General features: G+C 67.8%; 5 protein-coding genes. 2 read left to right on the plus strand and 3 right to left on the minus strand.

The features are described 5' to 3' along the window. Positions 1-12: 12 nt before the first annotated feature. The gene (locus ADBZ5N_RS00965; RefSeq protein WP_526255612.1) at positions 13-648 is read left to right on the plus strand and encodes a GAP family protein; all 636 of its coding nucleotides are present in this window, start codon (positions 13-15) and stop codon (positions 646-648) included. A gap of 10 nt (positions 649-658) precedes the next feature. Here the strand turns inward: ADBZ5N_RS00965 and ADBZ5N_RS00970 are convergent, their stop codons facing one another. Genes ADBZ5N_RS00970 through ADBZ5N_RS00980 form a run of 3 tightly spaced genes read right to left on the minus strand, consistent with a single transcriptional unit; the run spans position 659 to position 6,255 of the window. After that, the gene (locus ADBZ5N_RS00970; RefSeq protein WP_526255629.1) at positions 659-1,834 is read right to left on the minus strand and encodes a PE-PPE domain-containing protein; all 1,176 of its coding nucleotides are present in this window, start codon (positions 1,832-1,834) and stop codon (positions 659-661) included. A gap of 25 nt (positions 1,835-1,859) precedes the next feature. Next, entirely contained in the window at positions 1,860-4,820 is a 2,961-nt protein-coding gene (locus ADBZ5N_RS00975) for an MMPL/RND family transporter (protein WP_526255613.1), read from the minus strand. A 13-nt stretch (positions 4,821-4,833) separates the two neighbouring features. Next, positions 4,834-6,255, minus strand: a complete 1,422-nt coding sequence (locus ADBZ5N_RS00980; RefSeq protein ID WP_526255630.1) for a condensation domain-containing protein — start codon at positions 6,253-6,255, stop codon at positions 4,834-4,836. Between the two features lie 232 nt (positions 6,256-6,487). Here ADBZ5N_RS00980 and ADBZ5N_RS00985 point away from each other — a divergent pair, with 232 nt between their 5' ends. After that, positions 6,488-17,524, plus strand: coding sequence for an SDR family NAD(P)-dependent oxidoreductase (locus ADBZ5N_RS00985; protein WP_526255614.1), 11,037 nt, complete (start codon positions 6,488-6,490; stop codon positions 17,522-17,524). Positions 17,525-17,584 lie beyond the last annotated feature (60 nt).

Below are 17,584 nucleotides of genomic sequence, written 5' to 3' on the forward strand. Positions count from 1 at the left end.
CTGACAGCTCCGATGTGGATCACCCTGATGGTGATGGCCCTTGTGGTCAGCCTGGAGCCGTTCCGCATCGGAATGACCGTCGTGATGTTGAACCGTCCGCGGCCGGTGTTGCAGTTGGCCACCTTCCTGGCCGCCGGCTTCCTGATGGGCCTGTCGGTGGGTGCCGTGGTGCTGTTCGCCGTCGGATCCCGGCTACCGCAGTCCGCGCACCTCACCGTGCCCAAGGTCCAGATCGCGATCGGGTTGGTGTCGCTGATTGCCGCGGCGTTCCTCGCGACCACCAAGGCGCGCACCGGCCACCCACCGGCCTGGCTCACCCGTCTGCTCGACGGCCAGTCGCTGTGGGTCGCCGGCGGCGCCGGGCTGGGGATTGCGCTACCGTCGGTGGACTACCTGGCGGCGTTGGCCGTCATCGCCGCGGCCGGAGTGCCAACAGCCACCCAATTCTCGGCGCTGCTGCTGTTCAACATTGTTGCCTTTGCGCTGGTCGAGATACCACTGCTGGCCTATCTGATCGCCCCCGATCGAACCAGGTCGGCGATGACCAGGTTCCACTCCTGGATCCGGACCCGGCCCCGGCGTGGGGTCGCCGGGGTTCTGGCGGTTCTGGGCGCCGTGCTGGTGACGGCGGGGGTGCTGGGGGCCTGAGACGAGCGTCTCAGCCGGGAGCCTCAGCAGCCAGCGGTGCAGGTGTGCCGACGCCACCGTTCCCTGCGCCGAGACTGCCCAGCAGTGCCAGCATCTGCGAGAGCGGATCGGCGCCGACCTGGTCTCCGTAGGTCGCGTTGGTGGCCGGAGCGGTCACTTCGGCCGGGTCGTAGCCATTGACCGGATCCACGGTGATCGGCGCGGTGGCGGGGTCGTCGTTGCGGGCGTATCCAGCGTCGACGAACGGCTGCAGAACGGCGTCAAGTCGGCTCAGCGTGCCCTGGTCGAAGCCCAGGTACTTCAACGGCATGACCAGGGGTAGGTGCTCTTGGGGGATCATGAACGTGGTCGTCTTGCCGCCGCGCGAATTGACCGTCGTGCGGATGTTGCGGGCCGGAACGTTGCTCGGGTTGGTAAACGCTACGGCGGTGTGTCCGGTGGCTAGGCCTGCGATCGCATTGGCGACTGAGATCCAATTGTCCGGCCGATCCGGCCAGTCGGCGATGCTGTCGTACGGGGAGACGAAAGAGTAGGTGTCGTACTGGCTTTCGACCGGGGGCGGAATGACGAACTCCATCGACGGGACCATCGCTCCCACTGGGAAGTTCCGCCGCAGCCAGCCGTCGCCGAAGGCGTGCTGACCGATCGGATCACCGAACACCGCGAAGGTGAGCTGATCCGGTGGCGGAGCGTTGGGATCGGCGGCCAGCCGGGCCTGTACCGCGTTGACGACCATCGCCCCCTCCGACAGGCCGAGCACGGTGCCGGGGCCGTCCCGGTTGACCGTCTCGATGACATTCCCGGCGCCCTGTTCCACTGACGCGCCGATGCTAGGCCCATCCAGCCCGAGCCCTGGGAAGGCCTGATCGATCCCGGGGAACAGACGCTCCAGGGTACGGCCTTGGATCTGGCCGGCCCAGTAGTCCACCTTCTGGCGCTGCAGACCCGGAAACCACTGCTCTCCCGTCATGCGGATGTACTCGTCGTAGGGAATCCCGGGGACGTGAGCGCCGCCCAGCCCATACCCCCGCGGGGGCGTGCCTTCCAGGGTGGTGGCGGTGCCTGCCGGCGACACGTACTGGGCGGAATCGTCGGGGTTGGGTCCGTCATCATCGGCAGTTGCGGTACCCCCGGAGACCGCAACCGCGGCTGAGGCGGCGCCGAGCGCGGACACCAGTTTTCTCATCAACCTACTCACCAGGCAACGCTCCCTACGACGCAAGACGCGAAGGCCACCAGTTCGCTCTGCCGAGCAGTGTGGCCAGGGCGGGCACCACCACCGTCCGGACCAGGAAGGTGTCCAGCAGAATCCCGGCACCGATGACAAAGCCGCCCTGAACCACGGTACCAATGCTGGAGAACAGCAGCCCCCACATGGACGCGGCGAAGATCAGGCCCGCAGCGGTGATCACGCCACCGGTCGAGGCCAGGGTTCGGATGACGCCATACCGGGTGCCGTTCGGCGACCCGTCGCGTAATCGCGAGGCGAACAGCAGATTGTAGTCCGCACCGACGGCGACCAAGACCACGAACGCCAGCGGGGCGACGGTCCAGTGCAGCGGTTCACCGAGATAGTGCTGGAACACCAGGACCCCGAGTCCCAGTGCGGCGAAGTACGAGATCACGACCGAACCGACCAGATACAGCGGCGCGACCAGAGCACGCAGCAGGATCATCAGGGTCAGCATCACCACCACAATGGTGGCGATCACGATGAACCGGATATCCGAACGGTAGAAGTCCCGGGTGTCCCGCAGTGCCACCGGATAGCCGCCCATCCGGATTGTGGCGTCGGCCAGCGACGTGTTGGGCAGGGCAGCCCGCGCGGTGTCGGCAATCGCGTTGACCTGATCCATGGCAGCGGGGCTGAACGGGTCCAGGTTCGTGAAAACCATGTACCGGGCCGTGCGACCGTCTGGCGAGACGAACGCCTTGGACGCCGCTTTGAAGTCGTCCATGAGGAGCACCTCGGGCGGAATGGTGAATCCCGCCATGGCCGGTCCGACCGCGCTGTCCCTCATGCCCAGCAGGAACTGGGCGGCCTGGTCGAGGCCGACCCGCATCACGTCGATCTGCCGGACCACCTGATCGACCCCCTCAGCTACCTCCCGGCTCCCACTCGCGGCTCGATCGGCCTGACCGAGGAAGCCGTTCAGGGTGTCCTCCGCGCCCTCTGGGGTGTCCATCCCCATCTGCTTCATGACCTCGGTCAGGCTGGCGAACGCGTTGCGCAGCTCCATCAGCGTCGCGCTCAGCGATTCGGTGTCCTGCAGGTCCCTGAACTGCCGGGCCAGATCGTTGATCCGGGCGATGGTGCCGTCGTTGCGGGCGTCGACGAGGCGCTGAAAGTTCCCGCGGGTCTCAGCGCACGACGGGTTGAGATCACAGGTCATGTTGCCGGTGAGTGCCGCCAGCACCGGCCCCACCCAGCCGACGAGGTCCCGGCCGGCCTGATAGGTCAGCCCCATCGAGGTGCCCAGTTCGTTGATGGCTTTGACGAGTTTCGCCCCGACCTCGACGCTTGCCACCAGCCTGTCGTCGTTGTACTGCGCTTTCAGCGCGGAGAAAGCGGCGACCATCCCGCTGAGATTGACTGCAAGGTCGCCGACCTGCCCGCGCACATCACCGAGGCCGAGGGCCAGTTCGTTGGCTCCGGAGGACAGCCGGTTGAGGTCGTCCATGTTCTCCAGGATCGTTGCCGATCCCTCGCCGAGGCGGTCGCCGACCAGGCCCGCCTGATAGGTCGCCCGGAACTCCTCGGGCACCACGCCGAGCGGGCGGGTGACGCCGTTGACCCGCGCGATGTCGGGCAGTTGGGTGATCCGTCCGGCCAGCTGCTCCATGTCGGCCAGGGTCCGCGGGTTCCGCAGATCGCGCGGCGACTGGATCAGGACATAGGACGGGACGAACTGGTTGATGTTGAAGTGCCGTTCCAGCGCCGCGTAGCCGACCGAGCTGGGGGCTGTCGGCGACACCGCCTTGCGGTCGTCGTAGTTGTAGCGGCCCATCGCCGCTGTGCTGGCGAGCAGGAGCAGCACCAGAGCCCCAGCGACCAGATGAAGCCGAGGCCGTCGCACGATCCGGATTCCCGAGCGCCGCCAGAACCGTGCCGTCAGTTCCCGCCGCGGTTTGATCCATCCGCGTCTGCCCACCACCGTGAGGATGGCCGGCAGCAGTGTCATCGCAGCCAGGAACGCGACCGAGACGCCGATCGCCAAAGACAGGCCGACGGTGGAGAACACGCCCATCCGGGCGAAACTGATGGCCAGGAAGGTCAGTCCGACGGTGGCCGCCGACGCGGTGATCACCTTGCCCACCGAACCCAGGGCGTGCCGGACCGCCACGTCGGACTCCTCGCCGCGCCGCACGTAGTCGTGGTAGCGACTGATCAGGAAGACCGCGTAGTCCGTCCCGGCGCCGAAGAGGATCGCCGTGAGCAGGATGATCGCCTGGTTGGACACCCCGAACCCGGTGAGCTCGGAAAGGCCAGCCACCGAAGACTGCGCGATCACCAGGGACATCCCGATGCCGATGAGCGGAACCAGCATGGCGATGGGGTTTCGGTAGACCAGCAACAGCACCACCAGCACCAGGACCGCGATGGCGATCTCGATCGGCAGGCGGTCGCGTTCGCCGGCGACGGTGAGGTCGGCAACAGTGGCAGCCGGCCCGGCCAGGTGGTCCTCCAGCGGTCCGCCCGCGGTGCTCTCCCGCACAATGTCGGACACCCGGGTGAAGGACGCATACGATTCGGGGGTCCCCAGCGCGCCGGACAGTTCCACCGGAATCACCCACGACTTGTCGTCGGCACTGGTAACGAATTCCCGCAGCGACGGCGTCGAGATGAAGTCCTGAACCGTGAGGACGTGACGCTGGTCGCGGCGCAGCGCCTCGACCAGCTTGCGGTAGGTGGCTTCGTTTTTCTTACTCAGACCCTGTTCGTCGGTCAGCACCACCAGCAGCAGGTTGTCGGTACCAGATTCCTGGAACGCATCGGTCATCTCCCGGGCGGCGACAGTCGACGGCGCGTCGGCGGGCAGCATGGCCAGCGGGTTCTTCTGGGCCATGTCGTTGAGGTTGGGCAGCGACAGCGGCAACGCGACGGCCAGTGCCACCCAGAACGCGATGATCAGGACGGGCCAGCGCACAACGACGTCGGCTAGCCGACGCATAGGCTACCCACAGTTATCCACCGCGCCCCCAGTTCCCGGTCGCGGCGACCTGAGCACAGACCGACCGCATCTCCGCGATGTACCGGTCGACCGATTTGCGGGCGATCGGGTTGTCGGGGAACAGCAACTGCATCGAGGTGCCGGCGAGGTGCCGGAAGGTGTAGACGGTGAGTTGGTAGGAGTACCGCCCGTCGGAGTACATCCCGATGTTGTTGGCGAAACCCATCTCAGCGGCGGCGATGACGGAGTTCAGTGGCGCGGCGCCGCCGTGCAGGAAATTCGACACCGGGAAGTTGGGACGCGGCCACTCCAGCCACGGCGCCAATTCCAGGACTCGGTAGTAGGGCACCCGGGACAGGTTCAGCCCCGAATCGAAGGACTGCTGCGCTGCCCAGGCGGCCTCGGCGAAGGAGGTCGCGGCGATCGGCACGGTGATCGGTACCAGCCCGGTGAACCAGCCCTGGGTGGTGAAGCTTTCCGCGGTCCTGCGGGTATCCCGCGGCGTGAGTCCGTAGTAGGTCGCCGCCCCGGTCAACTGGTGTTCCACCCGAGCCTGGCAGGCGAACAGACCGCCGACGAATCGGGTCCCGGCCGCCGCGCAGGCGGCCTCGAATCGCTCGGTCTGCTCGAGGTCCATGATCTGTTCGCCGACCATTTCGGCCAGACACGGTTCCAGCGGATTTCCCAGCGGTAGCGGGAACTCCGGGAGGGTGCCGTTGTTGTTCTCAGCAAACTCGATCCAGGTCGCAACCTCCGGGGAGTCGACCGTCAACTGGGAGGTGAACTCCCGCTCCTGAATGCAGAAATCGTCGAAACTGCCGGCCTCCGGCAGTGGCAATGGCTGACCGGTATCCCGCACGGACATGTAGAGGCCGTGGGCTTCCAGCATCGTGATCCCGATGAGTGCGGCGTCCCCGTGGACGTGGTCGATGCAGGCATAGAAGTCGAAATGGTCCTCACTTTGGACAACGCCGAATGAGAAACACCCCCACTCCATCGGAGTCGGCACCTCGAGGACGTGCTTGCGCGCCTCCTCGGCAGTCACCCGGCCCTGATTGACGGGCTCCAATTCGACATCGGCGGGATCGGCGATCTTGTGCCGCACAATGCTGCCGTCATCGAGATACTCGAACCAACTCCGGTAGGTGTCATGCCGGCGGAGAAAGCCGTTGATGGCTTCGGTCATCGCGGGTATGTCGCACTGACCGGGCACTTCGCAGGTCGCGATGATCTGGCGCGAGTAGTCCAGGCCCGCCGCGTCCTGTTCGTGGATTCCGCGGATGTGCTGAGCCTGCATGAAACTAACCGGCACCGGGCTGACCGGAGCCTGGCGGGCTTTGTCCGCCGCCGCCGGCGTCGGATGCCAGGAGGTCAGCACGCCGGGCGGCGGCGTCCAGTCGTTGATCGTGCTGAATGCGATGTTGCCGATACGCAGCATTTTCTCTCCAGACCCTCCCTGAACTTTGGTCGCACGCCGACAGCACCGGTCGCCAAAGGTGGCGGACAGCTAACCGGCTGCCACTTTACGCCAGCAACGCACGTGCAATACTGGCCGCCGGAAGACAAGCCAGCCTTAGCTGGGCCGCGGCTCTTCGGATTGTCCCGGGCCACGACGTGGTCTCCCGCACTTCAAGAGTCCACCAGCCGTAGCGGGGGAGTACAACCGAATGTCACCCAGCGAGCATTCGCAGGCGGACCGTTTCGCCATCATCGGCTACGCCGCGCGTCTGCCCGGCGCTGCCGATGCCGATCAGTACTGGGAGGTACTGCACAACGGCCAAGATGCGATCTCGGAGGTTCCGCCGGATCGGTGGGACGCCGACGTGTTCTACGATCCCGACCCTGCCGCACCCGGAAAGATCGTCACCCGTCGCGCTGGCTTCGTCGATGACGCGACGGGGTTCGACGCCCCGTTCTTCGGTGTCTCGGCCCGCGAGGCAAACATGATGGACCCGCAGCACCGGTTGTTGCTGGAAACCGCCTGGCAGGCCGTCGAGCATGCCGGAATCGCCCCTACCTCCCTGGCCGGCACCCGGACCGGGGTGTTCGTCGGGTTGTCCACCCATGACTACCTCGGCATGGCTTCCGACGAATTGGACTACCCGGATTTCGAGGCCTATCTCGCGATCGGCACCTCCGGGGCGGCCGGCGCGGGCCGGATCAGCTACCGGCTGGGGCTGCAGGGTCCCGCGGTCACCGTCGATACGGCCTGCAGTTCATCGCTGGTGGCGATCCATCAGGCCTGCCAGGCCCTGCGACTGGGGGAATGCGACCTCGCGCTGGCCGGCGGTGCCAATGTCCTGCTCGGCCCGGCCACCATGATCCTCTTTTCCCAGTCCCGCATGTTGGCGGCCGACGGCCGGTGCAAGACGTTCGACGCGGCCGCCGACGGATATGTGCGCGGTGAGGGCTGCGGTGTCGTTACCATCAAGCGCCTCGAGGACGCGATCCGTGACGGCGATCAGATCCGGGCGGTCATCCGGGGCAGTGCGGTCAATCAGGACGGCGCTTCGGGCGGTCTGACGGTGCCCAATGGTGTCGCCCAACAACGGGTCATCGCCGAGGCGCTCGACCGCGCGGGTCTGGCGCCCCGCGACATCGACTACCTGGAGGCGCACGGGACGGGGACCTCACTGGGGGATCCGATCGAGGTCCGGGCCGCCGCCGCGGCACTGGGTGCCGAGCGCGCCGCTGAGCGGCCGCTGCTCATCGGGTCGGCCAAGACGAACATCGGACACCTGGAAGCCGCCGCAGGCGTGGCCGGTGTCCTCAAGGTCGTGCTGGCTCTCGAACACTCCGAACTGCCCAAACACCTCAACTTCCGTAACCCCTCACCGCATATTCCCTGGGACCGGATCCCGGTGCGGGTCGTCGAGGAGGCGATGGCCTGGGAGCACAGCGAGCGGCCCCGGATCGCCGGTGTCAGCTCGTTCGGGTTCTCCGGCACCAACGCGCACGTGATCATCGAGGAGGCGCCGAGCATCAGCAGCCAGGCGCCGCAGGCCTCCCCGGCACCCGCTGGAGAGCCACCCGACCGGCGATTCATGGTGCTGCCGCTGTCCGCGCGAACCCCGGCGGCTCTGGCCACGACCGCGCAGAACTATCGCGACTGGCTGGGCGATCACCCGGAGGCTTCACTGGCCGACGTCTGCCTCACCGCTGGGGTCGCCCGCGCCCACCTGGAGCAGCGGGCCGCTCTGGTAGTCGACTCGGTGGACTCTGCCCGCGATCTGCTCGGCGCACTGGCCGACGATCGCCCGGCACCCGGCCTGGTGCGCGGAGACTCCGCCGACAAACCCAAGACCGCCTGGCTGTTCCCCGGGCAGGGCAGTCAGTACCTCGGCATGGCCAAGGAGTTGTTCGACGCCGAACCGGTGTTCGCCGAAACCATGACCCGCTGCGCCGAAGCCGTCGCCGAGGTCCTCGAAAAGCCCTTGCTGGACGTCATTTTCGGGACCGGCGACGCCGACAGCGCCCAAGCCGCCGAGACCCTGCAGCAGACCCGCTACGCCCAACCGGCGATCTTCGCCGTGGAGATGGGCCTGGCCCGACTCTGGCAGTCATGGGGCTTCGAACCGGACGTTGTCCTCGGCCACAGCGTCGGGCAGTATGCGGCGGCCTGCGTCGCCGGTGTTTTCAGCCTGGAAGACGGGGCGCGACTGCTGGCCGAGCGAGGCCGACTGTTCGGCGATCTGCCCGCGGGCGGCCGGATGTCGGCCATCTTCGCCGCACCGGACCGGGTTGAGCGTCTCGTCGACGAGTTCCCCACCCTTTCGGTGGCCGCCTTCAACGGCGCCAACACGGTGCTCTCCGGACCCGGTACGGATCTGGAGCAGGCGGTCACCCGACTGAGCGCCGACGGTGTCCGCTGCGAATGGCTCGACACCAGCCACGCCTTCCACTCGGCGCTTCTGGACCCGGCTCTCGACGAATTCGAGGCCTACGCGAGTCGCTTCGAATTCGCCTCGCCGCAAAGGATTTTGGTGTGCAACCGGACCGGGGCGGCCCTCGGGCGAAACGCCAAACTGGACGGCGCCTACTGGCGCCGCCATTCCCGCCAACCGGTCGAATTCGCCAAAGGGGTGGCGACACTGGCAGAACTCGGCTGCACGCTGCTGCTGGAGGTCGGTCCGCAGCCGGTGTTGACCGCCACAGCCCTGCGGGCCTGGCCGGAGCCTGCGACCGCACCCAAGGCGATCGCGTCACTGCGCCGCAACGTCGCCGACAACCGCCAGATCACCGAGGCTCTCGCCGGTGCCTACGTCGCCGGACACCTGCCCGAGTTCGGCGCTGTGGTTCCCCAGCCGGCACACAAGGTGAACCTGCCCACCTACCCCTTTGAGCACCGCCAGTATTGGTTCAACGACAACCAGGGCGCACCCATCCGGACGCCGGTCGCGGAGAGAACCAGCCGCACCGACGCGGTCGGTCTTCTCGAGGACGGCCGGATCGACGAACTCACGGCACTGCTCGATGGCGATCAGGCGACAGCCGATGTGCTCAGAAAGTTTGCTGCCCAACACAATCGGCAGCGCAGCGTTCAGTCGCTCACCGATGCGCGCTACGCGGTTCACTGGGAGAAGTCCGCACTCGCCTCGCCCGCTCCCGCCGGGAAGTTCACCTGGCTGGTCATCGGTGATGACGCGCAGACAGCGGCGGTGGTCAATGCGCTGGACGCGGGCGGTCACCCCTACCGAGTGCTGCCGTTGCCGGCGTCCGACGCCGACGAGGACCGCCTGACCGGCGAACTGCGCAACGCCGACGAGTCGATGCTGCGGATCCTGCATGTCGCTGCGTCCGATTCCGATTCAGCGTCGATGCGGTCGCTGCTGCGGATGCAGCACAGCATCCTGGGCGGGACGCAACGGCTCTTCCGCGCCGGCGCCGCCGCGCAGCTGCGTGTCCCCATCTGGGTGGTCACCCGGGGCGCGCAGCGAGTCATCGATTCCGACCGGGTGTCGCCCGAGCAGAGCAGCCTGTGGGGATTCTGCCGCGCCGCCGCCCTGGAGTATCCCCAGGTGTGGGGTGGTGTGGCGGATCTGTCCGGCAGCGGCGCCGAAGACTGGTCGCCGCTGATCGCACAGGTTGCCGCGGCGTCGCCGGGCGAGGATCAGATCGCCCTCCGCGGGACCACGGTCTATGTTCCCCGGCTGGTTCGGCGCAGCGGGCAACCGAAGCCGGAACAGCTGCAATTGCGTTCCGATGCCACCTATCTGGTGTCCGGTGGGCTGGGCGCGATCGGCCTGGAGATCGCCGAGTATCTGGCCGCACACGGCGCGAATTATCTGGTGCTGACCAGTCGGCGTACGCCCGACGACGCCGCGCAACGCCGCATCACCGCACTGGGCGACAGTTACGGCTGCACCGTCCGGGTGATCTCGGCCGACGTCGCCAACCCGCACGATGTCGCTCGCGTGATGGCTGAAGTGCGGGCGCAACTTCCGGCACTGGCCGGCGTTGTCCATGCCGCGGGCGAGAACGGCACTACTGCACTGGCCACGCTGGAGAGCGCCGAAGTGGATCGGGTTTTCGCCGGGAAGGTCTGGGGCGCTTGGTATCTGAGTGAGGCGGTCAGCGATCTCCCGCTGGATTTCTTCCTGTCCACCTCCTCGATTTCCTCGGTGTGGGGCAGTTTCGGACAGTCCGCCTACAGCGCGGCCAATGCCTTCCTCGACGGGCTGACCTGGCGCCTGCGCGAACAGGGCATCCCTGCCGTCAGCGTGAATTTCGGGCCGTGGTCGGCCGGTATGGCCGATGCGGACGCCCGCGCGCAGCTGGAACTGCGGGGGGTGCAGACCCTTTCCCCCGCCGACGCTCTGGCCGGAATGGCCGATGTCATCGTCTCGGCCGGTTCCGATGGCCCGCCACAAGCCGTGGTGGCCCGGATCGACTGGGCCCGTTTCCTGCCGATCTATCTGCAGGCCGGCCGACGGGCACTGCTGAGCGAGGTCGCCCGGGAGGTGCCCGACTCGAGCCCCGCGCCGGGAGCGTCCGGCAGCACCGCACTGGTCGACCAACTCACCGCCGCACCGGTCCAGCAGCGCCGGAAACTCGTGCTCAACTACCTGCGCGACGCTGTCGCGGCGGTGACCCGCGTCGACGCGTCCGAGATCCGCGAGGAAGCCGGGTTCTTCGATCTCGGCATGGATTCGCTGATGGCCATCGAACTGCGCCGCCGACTGGAACAGGGGGTCGGCAAGGAACTGCCGGCGACACTGGCCATGGACTACCCGCGGCTGTCGGATGTCGCGGACTACTTGCTCGGCGACGTGCTGAACCTCAACGAGAGCGCCGGTGCGAAAGCTGCCGCCCCGCCGGCCTCGCTGGCGACTTCGGCGACCGACGAGCCGATCGCCATCATCGCGGTGGCCTGCCGGTTCCCCGGCGCCGCCGATCCTGACGCGTACTGGGATGTGCTGGCCGGCGGGGTGGATGCGATCCGGGAAATCCCGGAGGACCGCTTCGACGTCGATGAGTTCTACGACCCCGATCAGCAGACGCCGGGCAAGATTTACACCCGCAGCGGTGGATACCTCGACAGCGTCGACGGATTCGATCCGGAATTCTTCGGCATTTCTCCCCGCGAGGCCGTCTGGATCGACCCCCAGCAGCGCCTCATGCTCGAAGTCACCTGGGAGGGATTGGAAAGGGCGGGCTACTCCCCCGCCTCGCTGCGGGGCAGCCGCACCGGCGTCTTCGTCGGGGTGGCCGCCAATGAGTATGCGCATCTGCTGTCGGGCGACTCCATCGAGAACCTCGAAGGCCACTTCATCACGGGCAATGCGCTCAACGCCATCGCCGGTCGGGTCGCCTTCACCCTGGGTCTGGAAGGCCCGGCGGTCGCGGTGGACACCGCGTGCAGTTCCTCGCTGGTGGCCGTCCACCAGGCCGTCCAGGCGCTGCATTCCGGCGACTGCGATATGGCCCTGGCCGGCGGGGTGAACGTGCTGTTGAGCCCCGCGTCGATCGTCGCGGCTTCCCGGGCGCGGATGCTCGCCCCCGACGGCCGGTGCAAGACCTTCGACGCCGCAGCCGACGGCTATGTGCGCGGCGAAGGCTGCGGAATTCTGGTCCTCAAGCGACTCGGCGATGCACAGCGCGACGGCGACCACATCTGCGCGGTGATCCGCAGCAGCGCGGTCAACCAGGACGGCGCCTCCAGCGGTTTGACGGTGCCCAACGGTGGCGCCCAGCAGCGACTCATCTCCGCCGCACTGGCGCGGGCCGGTCTGGCCGGCGAGGATGTCGACTACCTGGAAGCACACGGCACCGGCACACCACTCGGTGATCCGATCGAGGTGCAGGCGGCCGCCGCGGTCTACGGCGTCGGACGTGACCCGAACCGGCCGCTGCTGATGGGAACGGCGAAGACCAACATCGGGCACTTGGAGTCCGCTGCCGGTGCCGCCGGCCTGATCAAAGTCGTGCTGTCGCTGGAGAATGAGCTTCTCCCGCAGAATCTGCACTTCCAGAGTCCCAATCCGCACATCCCGTGGGATTCGCTGCCGGTGCAGGTCGTCGAGAAGCCGACGCCGTGGCACGGCAACGGCCACCCCCGCCGGGCCGGCGTCAGTTCCTTCGGGTTCACCGGTACCAACGCGCACGTCCTGATCGAGGAGGCGCCGCAACCGTCGCCATCGGACCAGATGGTCGACGGCACCGCCGACGAGGCCGGAACGCCCCGCGAACCATGGGCGGTGCTGCCGTTGTCGGCCCGGTCCGCGCAGGGTCTGACGGCGTTGGCGCAGCGCTATTCGACCTGGCTGGAGGTGCACCCCGAGGCCTCGATCTCCGACGTGTGTTTCACCGCGGGGGCGGGCCGGTCCCATTTCGAGCACCGCGCCGCCGTGGTCGCGAACTCGGTGCACGAGGCCAGGATGCTGCTGGAGGATCTGGTGGCCAACCGGCAACGCCCCGGTGTGCTGCGCGGCGAGTGCACCGACCCGCCGGCCACCGCGTGGTTCTTCCCCGGGCAGGGCTGCCAGTACCCGGGTATGGCCCGGGAGTTGTTCGACACCGAACCGGTGTTCGCCGACACCGTCGGTCAATGCGCCGAAGCGGTGGATCCGATGCTGCCGCGTCCGCTGCTGGAAGTGCTGTTGTCCACCGACCGTGAGGCTGCGGAAACGTTGCGGCACACGTCTTTTGCCCAGCCCGCGATCTTCGCCGTGGAGATGGGTCTGGCCCGGTTGTGGCAGTCCTGGGGCATCGAGCCTGATGCGGTGCTGGGCCACAGTGTGGGCCAGTACGCAGCGGCGTGTGTGGCGGGGGTGTTCAGTCTGGAGGACGGTGCACGGCTGATCGCCGAACGCGGCCGGCTGTTCGGCAGCCTGCCGCCGGGCGGTCGGATGGTGGCGGTGTTCGCCGACCCCGACTACGTGGTGCGCGCCGCCGAGGCGTTCCCGAGGGTCTCCGTCGGCGCCTACAACGGGCGCAACACGGTGCTGTCCGGGCCCGGCGAGGATCTGGAACAGATCGTCGCCGCCTGCAGCCAGGACGGCGCCCGCTGTACCTGGCTGGAGACCAGCCACGCGTTCCATTCCGAACTGCTCGACCCCGTCCTCGACGAATTCCAATCCTTCGCCGAGCAATTCACCTACGCCCCGCCGACCCGGCCGTTGGTCTGCAACAGGACCGGAGCTGTCCTGACGGCCGACACCCCGATCAACGCCGAGTACTGGCGTCGGCACTCCCGCCAGCCCGTCCAGTTCACCGAAAGCGTCGCGACGGTGGCGCGATTGGGCGCCACGGTACTGATGGAGATCGGCCCGCAGCCGATCCTCACCGCCGCCGCGCTGTCGGTCTGGCCGGAGTCAGCGGCGGCCCCGACCACGATTGTGTCGCTGCGCAAGGGCGCCAACGCGCAACGACAGATCACCGAGGCCCTGGCTACGACCTATGTCTGCGGACACCGGCCGGACTTCACGGCCAGGCAGCACACCCCGGGCCGCAGGTTGGAACTGCCGACCTATCCGTTCCAGCGCCGCCGTTACTGGCCGAAAGCGTCCGGGATGGTGGGCGGGGGTGCCGACGGCGTTCGGATGTCCGGCATCCTCGGCAGTGCCAAGGATCTGGCCTCGGGGGACACCGTCTACAGCACCGTGCTGTCGGTCAAGACGCAGCCGTGGCTGGCCCACCACGTCATCTACGGCACGGTGGTCGTGCCGGGTGCGACCTACGCGGCGATGGCACTGGCTGCGGCGGGGGCACCGGCGCGGGTCAAGGAAGTGTTTTTCTATGAGCCGATCATCCTGCCGGAGAAGGCCTCCCGTGAGGTTCAGCTCACGCTGCGGCCGCTGGAGGCCGGTGGCGGCTGGAAGTTCCAGGTGCACAGCCGCCCCTCCGGTGTCCGCGAGTCCGAGTGGTCGCTGAACGCCGACGGCAGCCTGCTGTCGGGGGCGGACACCGACGCCGCGACACCCGAGACGGCGGCTCCCGAGGCCATCGAGACCCCGGTGGACGAGGCGATCGAACGGTTGAGTCGGATCAACCCGCAGCAGTTGTTCGAGACGTTCCACGATATGGAATTGGCCTGGGGGCCGACGTGGTCGACGTCGCTGAAGTCGCTGTGGATCGGCTCCGGTGACTTTGCCGGTGAGGCGATCGGGGACGTCTCGGTCGGAGAGGAACTCGCCGAGCATCTGGGCAGCGAGCCCATCCACCCGGTTCTGCTGGACCTGTGCACCGGCGTCGCGTTCCCGGCGTTCCCCGCGCTACTGGCAGTCGAACACGGAGTCTCGGATCTGTTCTTGCCGTTGCGCTACGGGCAGGTCGAATTGCGCGAGCGGATGCCGCGGCGGTTCTACTGCCGGGCCCGTTGGCACGCCGGCGGCGTCGACGGCGAAACGCAGGTCTTCGACATCGATTTCCTCGATCGCGACGGCCACCGACTGGGCGGTATCACCGAGTTCACCGTGAAGCGGGCACCCCGGGAGGCGCTGCTGCGTGGGCTCGGTGGGGACGCGACCCGGCTGCTGTACACCCTGGGTTGGCATGAATCCGCCCCGCCGGCAGCCGCCGAACACGGCGCGGCCACCACGGCCGACGGCACCTGGCTGATCGCCGGATTCGACGATCTGGCAACCGGACTCGACGGCGCAGTCGTCATCGACCCCGCCGACGACCCGGACGCCTGGCAGCAGGCCTTCGCTGTCGCCGCCGAAGGTGGTAGACCGGTCACCGGGATCGTCTGGCGCGGCGCGGGGCATCCCGATGCCGACGGACCGACGACCGAACTGGCGGCGCGTCTCGAAGCCGAGATCAGCGTTGTGCTCGGCGCCGCGCAGACCGCGCTGGGCCAGGAGAAGCTCAACCTGGCCGGCGGGCTGTGGATCGTCACCGAACACGCCGTGGCGACCGAACCCGGCGAGCCGGTCAACCCGGTCAACGCAGCACTGTGGGGCCTTGGCCGCACCATCATCGCCGAGCAGCCGACGCTGCGCTGCCGACTGGTTGACTCCGACGGCTCCGAGGAGTCGCTGAGTTGGCTGGCCGGCGCCCTCGGCACACCGGTGGTTGAACCCGAAACCGCGGTGCGGCAGGGGAGATTCCTGGTGCCCCGACTGCTGCACTGGGCCCGCAGCGGACATCTGCCGATGCCACGCTCCGACGACTACGTGCTGGCCCCGACCGAGCGCGGCGCGATCGACAACCTGCGCCTGACCGAGGCCGAGGTGACACCGCCGGCTCCCAATGAAGTCCAGATCCGGGTGGAGGCCGCCGGCCTGAACTTCCGCGACGTGCTCAACGTGCTGGGCCTGTACCCGGGCGATCCCGGCCCGATCGGTGGCGACCTGTGCGGCATCGTCACCGAACTCGGGTCCGAGGTGTCCGGGTACCACATCGGTCAGCGCGTCTTCGGGTCCATGCAGGGCGCGTTCGCGAGCCGACTCAATGTGCCCCAGCAGTTACTGGCGCCGGTTCCTGACGGCATCGACCCGGTGGGCGCGGCGACCATACCGGCTGCCGCGCTCACGGCCCGACTCGCCTTCGATTGGGCCCAACTGCGGCCCGGGGATCGGGTGCTCATCCACGCCGCCAGTGGTGGCGTGGGCATGGCGGCCATCCAGTTGGCCCGGCACCACGGAGCAGAAGTCTTCGCCACGGCCAGCGCGCACAAACGCGCAACGCTGCGCGCCATGGGCGTCGACTACGTCTACGACTCGCGAACGACGGATTTCGCCGACCAGATCCTGGCTGACACCGATGGTGCAGGCGTCGACGTAGTGCTCAACAGCCTGACCAATGAGGGCTTCATCGAGGCGACGGTGCGGGCCACCGCCCAGGCCGGCCGGTTCGCCGAGATTGCCAAGCGGGACATCTGGACTCCCGAGCAGATGGCGGCGGTTCGTCCGGACATCGACTACGGGGTCATCGCACTGGACGTGACGATGATGACCGACCCCGATCACATCCAGAAGCTGATGGTTGAGGTCTCCGAGGGGTTAGCCAAGGGTGAGTGGACGCCGGTGCCCGCCGAGGTCTATCCGCTGACCGAGGCCAAGACCGCGTTCCGGCGCATGCAGCAGGCGCGGCACATCGGCAAGATCGTGGTGCAGATGCCCAAACCGCTTCAGCCCCGGGCAGATCGGAGCTACCTGGTCACCGGCGGGCTCGGTGCACTCGGGCTGCATACCGCGGCCTATCTGGCCCAACTCGGCGCCGGTGACATCGTGCTGACCAGTCGCAGCGGCCCCGACGCCGATGCCGAACGTGCCATCGCGGCGATCGCCGAGCGTTTCCACTGCCGGGTCCACGTTTTCGCAGCCGATGTCGGTAGCGAGTCCGAGGTGGCCGAACTGCTGGGCCGGATCCGTTCGGAGTTGCCGCCCCTGGGCGGTGTGGCGCATCTGGCCGGCGTCCTCGATGATGCGCTGCTGCCCCAACAGAACCTGAACCGGTTCCGGACGACGTTGCGGCCCAAGGCTCTGGGCGCCCACCATCTGCACCGGTTGACGCTGGACGACGATCTGGAGTTCTTCATCCTGTTCTCGTCGGCATCGGCGGTGCTCGGTTCCCCGTCCCAGGCCAACTACGCATGCGCCAACGCCATGCTCGACGGGTTGGTCGCCCATCGCAGGTCGCGCGGGCTGCCCGCGACCGCCGCCAACTTCGGGCCGTGGGGAAGCGGCGGCATGGCCAGTTCACAGGCAGCAGTGGCCAATCTCAGCGCCCAGGGCATGATGCCGCTGGAGCCTCCGGCGGCGCTGGCTGCGTTGAGCGAGATCATCCGGCACGGAACTGCGCAGGCGACGGTCCTCAAAGCCAACTGGCAACGCACCGCGAAGATGCTGGGCGGTATCCGCCCGCCGCTGCTGGACCAGGTGCTGCCGACCGACGACGCGTCGGCGTCCGGAGACAGCGAGTTGCTCCGGCAACTTCAGGAGATCCCGGTGGCCCAGCGGACGGCGTTCATCACCGAGTTCCTGCAGCGCGAGGTTCAGGGTTTCCTGCGGCTGGCGCAACCTCCTGCCGCCACGAGCAGGTTCTTGGACCTCGGCACCGATTCGCTGATGGCGGTCGAACTGCGCAACCGGCTGTTCGGACAGTTCGGCGGGAAATTCGACATCACCCCGACCGCCGTATTCGACTACCCGACGATCGGCGAACTCGCCGCGCATCTGGTCTCGCAACTGCCTGATTCGGAGTCACCCGCCGAGGTTTCCGCAGCGGGCGCAGACCCCGAGGCCGCGACGCAGGACTGACCGCTCGTGCGGTGGATCACAGCCGCTTGCAATTAGGTCCGAAAGTGGATAGCTTAACCA

The sequence above is a fragment of the Mycobacterium sp. genome, assembly GCF_044370595.1.
In the GTDB taxonomy this organism is placed as follows: Bacteria; Actinomycetota; Actinomycetes; order Mycobacteriales; family Mycobacteriaceae; genus Mycobacterium.

Bases quoted from the DNA above. Each gene is read 5' to 3' on its own strand.
- ADBZ5N_RS00985 (WP_526255614.1), top strand. From the start codon at position 6,488: ATGTCACCCAGCGAGCATTCGCAGGCGGACCGTTTCGCCATCATCGGC.
- ADBZ5N_RS00965 (WP_526255612.1), top strand. From the start codon at position 13: ATGTGGATCACCCTGATGGTGATGGCCCTTGTGGTCAGCCTGGAGCCG.
- ADBZ5N_RS00975 (WP_526255613.1), bottom strand. From the start codon at position 4,820: ATGCGTCGGCTAGCCGACGTCGTTGTGCGCTGGCCCGTCCTGATCATC.
- ADBZ5N_RS00970 (WP_526255629.1), bottom strand. From the start codon at position 1,834: ATGAGAAAACTGGTGTCCGCGCTCGGCGCCGCCTCAGCCGCGGTTGCG.